Genomic DNA, 6,871 nt, shown 5'->3' on the forward strand with positions numbered 1-6,871 from the left:
CGGACTGGTACGCGAGCGGGTCGGTGAAGCGGAGCCGGACGTGTCCGCCGGGGATGAGCCGTTTCAGCTCGTCGGCGGTGCCCTCGGCGGCGATCCGGCCGTCGTTCAGTACGGCGATACGGTCGGCGAGTTCGTCGGCCTCCTCCAGGTACTGCGTGGTGAGGAAGACGGTGACGCCTTCGGAGACGAGGCCGCGGATGATGCCCCACATGTTGTGGCGGGAGCGCGGGTCGAGCCCTGTCGTCGGCTCGTCGAGGAAGATGATCCGCGGGCTGCCGACCAGCGTCATCGCGAGGTCGAGGCGGCGCTTCATCCCGCCGGAGTAGGTGGACGCCGGCTTCTTCGCGGCCTCGACCAGGTCGAAGCGCTCCAGGAGTTCGGCGGCGACCCGCCGTCCCTTGCGCTGGGACAGGTGGTGCAGGTCCCCCATGAGGAGCATGTTCTCCTCGCCGGTGATCAGGCCGTCGACGGCGGAGAACTGCCCGGTGACACCGATCGCGGCCCGTACGGCCTGTGGGTCGGCGGCCAGGCTGTGCCCGCCGACGTGCAGCTCACCGGTGTCGGCGGTGATGAGCGTGGAGAGGATCTTGACGACGGTGGTCTTGCCCGCGCCGTTCGGGCCGAGCAGCGCGAACACCGACCCGGCCGGGATGTGCAGATCGATCCCGTCGAGGACGAGTTTGTCGCCGTACGACTTGCGCAGACCGACGGCGGAGACGGCGGTCGGCGACGGATGACCGTCCCCCTGCATTGCTGTGGGCATGACAGATGAAGGCATGATGGCTTCCCTTCGGAGGCTGGAGACGCAGGGGGAGCGGAATACCACCTCGGTGGACAGGAACCGCGGCGGCTCGTGGTGGTGGCCGGTTCGCGCCTGTTCGCGGTGCGCCGAGGCGAATGAACCGTGCGTGCGGGCTACTGCGCGCACCGGCATGAGGCGACGGGTGCTACCTGCCGGCCGTGCCGGGTTCCCCGCTGATGGACTCCTGGTAGACGTCCGCATAGGTGCGCGAGTCCTTGACCAGGTCGTCGCAGAACGCGGCGACGTCGTTGCCGATGAGCTCCAGGACCCCCTTGCCCGAGGCGACGCCTTCCTCGAAGAAGTCGACGATCCCGGGGAGCAGAGGCCCGTCGGGCAGATCGACCGGTCCGACCTTGAACAGGTACTTCTGCATCTCCTTGTAGACGATCTGGTAGTCCGGCGGGAGCGCCTTGACCCGAGCCAGGTGCGCCCGCCACTGCTTCTTGCCCTCGATGATGTCCTGGATGCCCATGTCAGCCTCCCAGCCGGCTCAATTTCCTTGCGACGTTCCTGTTCAACTGCTCGCGCCACCGGTCGCGATAGGTTCGAGCCCCTTCTCCACCGGCCAGCGCCGCGCAGAAGCCCTGGATGTCGTCGCCGAGGACCTCGTGGACGCTCTGCCCGTCCGCCGCCGTCTCTTCGAGCAGCCCCAGGGCGGCGTCGAGGATCGGCATCAGGTTGCGGCCGGTGAAGTCCCCATGGGGAAAGAGGTGGGCCTTGATCTGTTCCCACGCCGCCCGGTAGTCGTCCGGCAGGACCTGGGCCCGGGCTTCGAACGCCTTCCATTCCCTGGTGAGATCGCTGCCGGTGATGGTCTCCCAGAAGTTCATCTCCCGCCCTCCTTGAGCCTGTCGATGCGTGATGAGACGTACTGCCATTTCGCCCAGAACTTCGCGAGTTCCTCGCGGCCGGCGTCGTTGAGGGCGTAGAACTTGCGCGGCGGACCGACACCCGACGGTCGTTTCGTCACCTGGACGAGTTTGTTCCGCTCCAGCCGCAGCAGGATGGTGTAGACCGTCCCCTCGACGACGTCGGTGAAGCCGAGTTCGTTCAGCTGACGGGTGATGGCGTACCCGTAGGTTTCCTCGCCGCCGATGATTTCGAGCACGCATCCTTCGAGCGTGCCCTTCAGCATCTCCGTCAGGTCGTCCATCGCGAGCCCTCCTCACCCCGAGCGGTACTGCGTAGCACCGAGTACCACTATACGGTATCACCGAGTAGTGGAGGGCGCCAGCCGCGGCAGTCCCGTCTTCTGCGGATATGGAGGCGTGTTAGAGGTTCGTCAAGAGCGCGTGATATGCGTGCGATGGGCGGGAGATAGGTAACCCACCCCACCTGTCAATGGATTGTGACGCATATCACTCAATGTGCCTCTCGCGTGCCGTCATAGGTGGGCTCTCTACGGTGATTTGCCATGTTTCAGGCACCGATATGTTCACCCCGACCCCACAGATGTGGTGGTTGCGAGAACTGAATAGACGGAGGTCCCATGACGTTACACAGACCCGCGCCGCGGCGGCGTGTACGGCCTTGGCTCGGGCGCGGTCCACGTCGGGTGGCAGGCGGTCTCGCCCTGACTCTGGCCATCGGGCTGCTGGACGGCACCGCGGCGACGGCCGCGACACCCCAGGCGGTTGCCGCTCCCCCGACGGCCGCGGTCACCCAGGCGGTGGACATCCCGTCCGCCGGGGTGGCCGCGCGGCTGTCGGGCAAGCGGGTGGAGGCCCTTTCGGAGCGTACGGAGACCTCCACGACGTGGGCGAACAAGGACGGTTCGCTCACCTCCGAACTGTCAGCCGGTCCGGTCCGGTTCAAGGACGGTGCCACCGGCGACTGGCGGAATGTCGACCTGAACCTGGCGCGAGCCGCGGACGGATCGGTGGAGCCGAGGGCCCATCCCGCCGGGCTGAAGCTCGCCGGCCGGACCGGCGCCGCTCCGGCCCGTTCCCTGAAGGCGGCGCAGGCGTCGGCGGCGACGGATCTGGTCACGCTGGGCGAGGGCGAGAACCGGATCGCGCTCCAGTGGAAGGGCGGGCTGCCCGCACCGGCGCTGACCGGTACGCGCGCCGAGTATGTGAACGCGATACCCGGCGCCGATGTCGTGGTCGAGGCGACGCGCAGCGGGTTCGAGCAGTTCGTCGAGATCAAGCAGCGCCCGGCCACCGCCGGGTACACATACACCCTCCCGCTGAAGGTGACGGGCCTCAAGGTCGGACAGCGGGCGGACGGCAGTGTGCTGTTCACCGACCGCAAGAACAAGACCGAAGCTGTCATGCCCGCGCCAATCATGTGGGATGCGACGGTCGACCCGGTCTCGGGCGAGCACACCCGGCGGGTGCCCGTGGCCCTGAAGGTGGTGCGGAAGAAGGGCTCCGTCGACCTGGTCCTCACGCCCGACGCCACCTTCCTCGCCGACCCGAAGACCCGGTACCCGGTGACGGTGGACCCCTCCACCTCCGCCCTCTCGAACGTCTTCGACACCTACGTCCAGCAGGGCGAGACCGTCGACTGGTCCGCCGACACGGAGCTGGACATCGGCAACCCCGGTACCACCAACCCCGGCGGAACGCCCCGTACGGCACGCTCCTTCATCACCTGGAACACGACACCCGTCCGGGACGCCCTGATCACGGACGCGAAGCTGTCGCTGTGGAACTTCCACTCCGCCAATACCACCTGCACCGACCAGCCCTGGGAGGTGTGGGCCACCGGAGCCGCCTCCACCGCGTCGCGCTGGACCGCCCAGCCCACCTGGACGGCGAAGCGGGCCACGTCCACCGAGACCAGGGGCAACCCGGGGTGCGCGGCCGCTCCGGACGGCTGGATCAACGCCGATGTGACGACGATGGTGCAGGAGTGGGCCTCCGCACGGTTCACCACCGGAGACATGGGCCTGCGCGCCACCAGTGAGACGGCCGTGGCGCAGTGGAAGCGGGTCAACTCCGCCAACGCCGCGGCCAACCCGCCGAAGCTGACCGTGACGTACAACTACCGCCCGAAGACCGGCACCCAGCAGGAAGCGGGTACACCGTACTTCTCCTACGGTGGTGACTATGTGGTCGACTCGCTGCGGCCGACGCTGCGGGACACCTTCGCCGATGTCAACGGCGACAAGGTCAACGGCACCTTCCAGATCTTCGACGACGCCACCAATACGCAGGTGGGCGCTCTCCTCGTGTCGCCGTACGTGCCGTCGGGGCAGGTCGCGTCCGTGACCGTGCCGGCCGGGGTCCTCACCCACGGGAAGACGTACCGGTTCCGGACGTCGCCGTACGACGGGTCGCACTACAACCTGGGCTGGTCGGCCTGGAAGAAGTTCACCGTCGACACCGCCGCCCCCTCCTCGCCCCTGGGCATCACCTCGACGGACTACCCGTCGAACGCCTGGGTCAAGGGCGCGGGACAGCCGGGCACCTTCACCGTCACCCCGCCCGCCGCCGATCACCACTGGCTGGAGTGGTCGCTGGACGGCACCGCCTGGACCAAGGTCGTCACCGGCGGCTCCGGCACCCCGAAGGACATCGTCCTCGCACCGCCGAAGGACGGCACCCACACCCTCCGGGTGCGGGCCGTCGACCGGGCCGACCACCGGTCCGAGGCCATCAGCCACGTCTTCCACGCGGGGCCCGGCGGATTCCTCGAACCCGCCGAGGGCGACCGCACGGCCCGTCGGCTGCGGCTGGTCGCCGAAGCCGACTCCGCCGCGTACGACCATGTCTCGTTCTCCTGGCGCCGCTCCGAGGCCGACCCCTGGGTGGCCATCCCCGTGGGCCACGTCACCGCCGGCGGAACCACCCTCACCGCCTGGCCCGTACCGCTGGTGAACGGCAGGAACGCGCCGCTGGTCTGGAACGCCACCGACACCGTGGACCCCGACGGCACCGTACAGATCAGGGCAGCCTTCAACGGCCCCGCCAGTGCCACCGGCAGCACCCAGCCCCTGAGCGTCGTCATCGACCGCGACGGCTCCAGCGGCGCTGTCCAGCCGGTCGGCCCCGGCACGGTGAACCTGCTCACCGGAGACCTGGAGTTCGCCGAGGACGACGCGTCCTACTTCGGTATGAACGTCAGCCGCACGTCGTCCTCCCGGACACCCGACGCACAGACGGAGGGGCAGGCCCCCATCTTCGGCAAGGAATGGACGAGCGGCACCGTCGCCGAGGCGAGCGGCACCGCCCACACACAGATCGTCAAGGTGTCCGACACCGCACTCTCGCTCCAGCACACCGACGGCTCCGCGACGAGCTTCACGGCCAACGCCGCCCAGAACGGCTGGGTACCGGAACCGGGAGCGGAGGAATCGACCCTCACCGGCACCTTCACGGGAGGTTTCACCCTCACCGACACCACGGGCGTCGAGACGGTGTTCACCAAGCCGGCCGCGGCGGCGACCACCTGGGTGGTCGACAGGGTCAAGCTGAACGGCCTCGCCCTCGGGACCACGGATGTGGTGTCCGAGACCATTGTCGTCGGCGGCAAGACCCTCGCCCGTCCCGAACGGATCGTGTCACCCTCCTCGGCGGCCGGCGCCGCCACCTGCGCGTCCACTCCGGCCACCCGGGGCTGCCGCAGCCTGGAGTTCGTCTACGCCAACGCCACGACGGCCACCTCGGTCACCCTCGGCGATGTCACCGGCCAGGTGCGGGAGGTCCGGCTGTGGTCCACCGAGCCGGGCGCGGCGACGGCGACGTCCAAGGCGGTCCAGGTGTACCGGTACGACTCGGCCGGCCGGCTGCGCCAGCTCTGGAACCCGCAGATCACCCCGGCGCTGAAGACGGAGTACGAGTACGACGCCGCCGGGCGCGTCACCAGCCTGACCACCCCCGGCCAGCTGCCGTGGACCTTCACCTACGGTACGGGCGGCGGCTCCGGCGCGGCGGGCGGCGGCATGCTCCTCAAGGCGTCCCGCTCCGGTCTGCGGCCGGGCACCACCGACGTCGCCGAAGGCACCCACACCACCAGCCTGGTCTACGACGTTCCGCTGACCGGGGCCGGCGCCCCCTACCAGATGGGTGCCGCCGACGTCCTGGCCTGGGGCCAGTCGGACCACCCGACCGACGCCACCGCAGTCTTCCCCGGCGATGTGACCCCGGCCTCGCACTCCGGCTCCGCACTCACGGCGGCCGACTACCGGCGGGCCGGGGTGCACTACCTCAACGCCTCCGGGCTCGAAGTCGACTCGGCGGCCCCGGGCGGCCACATCACCACGACCGAACACGACCGCTTCGGCAACAGGATCAGGGAACTCACGCCCCAGAACCGCGCCACGGCGCTTGGCACCACCGCGGCTGCCACGGAGATCCTCCGTGAACTGGGCATCCAGTCCCTGCCGTCCCAGGAACGCGCCCGGCAGCTCTCGACGATCTCCGTCTACAGCGAGAACGGCGCACGGGAGGAGAGCAGACTCGGTCCGCTGCACCGGCTGGAACTCACCGAGGACCTGAAGGACGGCACCACCGTCCTCGTCACCTCGGGAACGTCCGTCCCGGGGCGCGAGGTGAAGACCGTCCAGTACGACCAGGGCCGTCCCACCGACGGCAGCGCGGTCGTACGGGACCAGGTCACGGCAGTCACCACCGGGGTCCAGGTCCGCGGCCACGAAGCGGCGGTCGGTGAGAAGACCGTCAAGCAGACGCAGTACGACTGGACCAAGGGCATGGCGACCAGATCCGTCCAGGACGCGGGCGGTCTCGATCTCACCACGACCACGTCCTACGACGCCCAGGGCCGGATCAGCAGCGTGCGGCTGCCCGGGAGCGCCGGTGGCGATGCCGCCACCCGTACGCTCACCTACTGGTCGGCGACCGGTACGGGCCCGTGCGAGGGCCGCCCCGAGTGGGCGGACGCCCTGTGCTCGACCGCACCGGCCGGCGCGATCACCGGCGGCGGCTCACAGCCCGCCCAACTGCCCACCGCGGTACACGAGTACGGCTTCTACGGGCAGTCGACCTCGCAGACCGAGACGGCGAACGGCGCCACCCGCACCACCACCATGACCCACGACGCCGCCGGACGCCCGGTCAGGACCGCCGTCTCAGGTCCCGGCGAGGCCGTGCCCGAGGCGACCAC

At 69.5% G+C, this 6,871-nt stretch carries 5 protein-coding genes; 1 reads left to right on the top strand and 4 read right to left on the bottom strand.

The window, feature by feature from the left end; all coding sequences use genetic code 11:
- The 4 genes from ACWF94_RS28725 to ACWF94_RS28740 form a co-directional block, all read right to left on the bottom strand.
- On the bottom strand, positions 1-763 hold a 763-nt coding region (locus ACWF94_RS28725; RefSeq protein WP_453494677.1), incomplete at its 3' end, for an ABC transporter ATP-binding protein.
- Positions 764-947: 184 nt separating this feature from the next.
- Positions 948-1,274, bottom strand: a complete 327-nt coding sequence (locus ACWF94_RS28730; protein ID WP_453494670.1) for a DUF1048 domain-containing protein — start codon at positions 1,272-1,274, stop codon at positions 948-950.
- A 1-nt stretch (position 1,275) separates the two neighbouring features.
- Positions 1,276-1,632, bottom strand: coding sequence for a DUF1048 domain-containing protein (locus ACWF94_RS28735; protein ID WP_453494673.1), 357 nt, complete (start codon positions 1,630-1,632; stop codon positions 1,276-1,278).
- Positions 1,629-1,955, bottom strand: coding sequence for a PadR family transcriptional regulator (locus tag ACWF94_RS28740; protein WP_055639405.1), 327 nt, complete (start codon positions 1,953-1,955; stop codon positions 1,629-1,631). The genes ACWF94_RS28735 and ACWF94_RS28740 overlap by 4 nt, the downstream gene beginning before the upstream one ends.
- A gap of 426 nt (positions 1,956-2,381) precedes the next feature.
- Between ACWF94_RS28740 and ACWF94_RS28745 the strand changes: the two genes are divergently transcribed.
- Positions 2,382-6,871 (top strand): DNRLRE domain-containing protein (locus ACWF94_RS28745; protein ID WP_453494680.1); only part of this gene is annotated, 4,490 nt, incomplete at its 3' end.

Source organism: Streptomyces sp. NPDC055078, assembly GCF_053607985.1.